The following is a 1,861-nucleotide window of genomic DNA, read 5'->3' as shown; positions in this document are numbered from 1 at the left end:
AGTGCGCCAGGCATGGCGCGTTGCGCGTAAGCGCAGCCAGATTGACTGTGGTAGTCAAACTGGTGACTTGGAGGTGTAAGTCCTCTACACACCCGGCAAGGGGAAGTGTTAGCTGAACGGCAAGGGTGTTCATCGTGAGATGAAATCTGAAGGAAGCTGAAAGCAAAATGCTGGCCTGACGAACAGGAAGCGGCTTAGGCGCTGTAGCAGGGTAAGGTGGCAAATATCACTAAAGCCCAATACTTGCACGGAATGCTACAACGTAAAGTCGACAGGTATAAGCAGGAAGGTCGCGCGAATTACCCTGGGAGGTCTGAACACCTGCCACAGTGCTACTGACATCGGGAGGTGTTGGGATGGAGGTTCAGAAGTCAGCCGAGGCCGTAGTAGTGCTTTTAACCGATAGCATGAAGGGCTGAACATAGTTAACCGTGATTAGGACAGTGGACCTCGATGTTGATTGATGATGCACAAGCGCAGGCGACTGCGGCCATGAACAGAGGACGCGAACAGAATTCGCCGGTGCTGATTGATGGTGTTGAAACCAACACGGCGGCCAGTGGGCGAACGAAAGCGGAAATGTCGTTAACGATAGATGCAGTGATAAGTCGCGAGAACCTGATGCTGGCGTATCAGCGGGTGGTGGAAAACAAAGGTGCGGCGGGGGTGGACAACCTCAGTGTGCTGGAGTTAAAACCATGGCTGAAACAGTATTGGCCGAGCGTCAAAAGTACACTGACGGCAGGCAGTTATCTGCCACGGGCAATCCGCAAAGTGGATATCCCAAAGCCAAATGGCGATGTGAGAACACTGGGCATCCCAACCGTGGCAGACCGATTGATTCAGCAAGCGATAGCACAGGCATTAACACCTTATGTAGAACCGACGTTCTCAAAATCCAGCTACGGCTTCAGACCCAACCGCAATGCGTGGCAAGCGGTGCGCCAAGCACAGCAGTTCATTCAAAGCGGCAAACGTTGGGTTGTGGATATGGACTTAGAGAAATTCTTTGACCGTGTGGACCACGACATTCTGATGTCGAGATTGGCACGGACTATCAAAGATGAGCGGCTCCTCAAACTCATCCGCCGTTATCTGGAAGCAGAAATGGTGGATGGAAAAGAGGTGATAAAACGCGATAAAGGCATGCCGCAAGGTGGCCCATTGTCGCCGCTGTTATCGAATATCCTGCTGGATGAACTGGACAAAGAACTGGAAAGGCGAGGCCACAGCTTCTGCCGCTACGCCGATGACTGCAACATTTATGTCAGCAGCCAAAAGGCGGGTGAACATCTGCTGAAAGACATCAGTGAATTCTTAGTGAAAACACTGAAACTTCAGGTGAATGTGCAAAAGAGTGCAGTGGCAAGACCATCAGAACGGAAGTTCCTTGGTTATAGCTTCACATGGCACAAAGTGGCCCGACTGAAAATTGCAGCCAGTAGCGTGGCGAGACTGAAAGAGAAAATCAGAACGCTCACCACAGGAAATGGTTCAAAATCAGTGGCAAAAGTTATCAGTGAACTGACACCGGTACTGCGCGGGTGGATAAGCTACTTCCGATTGACCGAAATCAAAGGTGTGCTGGAAGAGTTAGATGGCTGGATAAGGCGCAAACTACGTTGCCTCTACTGGCGACAATGGAAACGAGCTTTTACCCGAGCCAAACAACTGATGAAAGCAGGTCTGGATGAAATCAGAGCATGGAGTTCAGCTTGTAACCAACGGGGGCCGTGGTGGAACTCCGGTGCCAGCCATATGAATCAGGCTTTAAAGAAGAACGGGTTCGAGAGGCTGGGACTGGTATCACTGCTGGATTGTCACCGACAGTTCCAGTGTTAACATGAACCGCCGTATGCGG

At 51.2% G+C, this 1,861-nt stretch carries 1 protein-coding gene; it reads left to right on the top strand.

Annotated features, from left to right (window positions below; all coding sequences use genetic code 11):
* The first annotated feature begins 453 nt into the window (after positions 1-453).
* Entirely contained in the window at positions 454-1,842 is a 1,389-nt protein-coding gene (gene ltrA, locus LSG37_RS21025; RefSeq protein WP_233080151.1) for a group II intron reverse transcriptase/maturase, read from the top strand.
* The last annotated feature ends 19 nt before the right edge of the window (positions 1,843-1,861 follow it).

The organism is Rheinheimera soli, from assembly GCF_021290985.1.
Classification (GTDB): Bacteria; Pseudomonadota; Gammaproteobacteria; order Enterobacterales; family Alteromonadaceae; genus Pararheinheimera; species Pararheinheimera soli.
Note: the sequence above shows the minus strand (reverse complement) of the source record. Positions and strands in the feature narration are given on the sequence as shown.

Bases quoted from the DNA above. Each gene is read 5' to 3' on its own strand.
- ltrA (WP_233080151.1), top strand. From the start codon at position 454: ATGTTGATTGATGATGCACAAGCGCAGGCGACTGCGGCCATGAACAGA.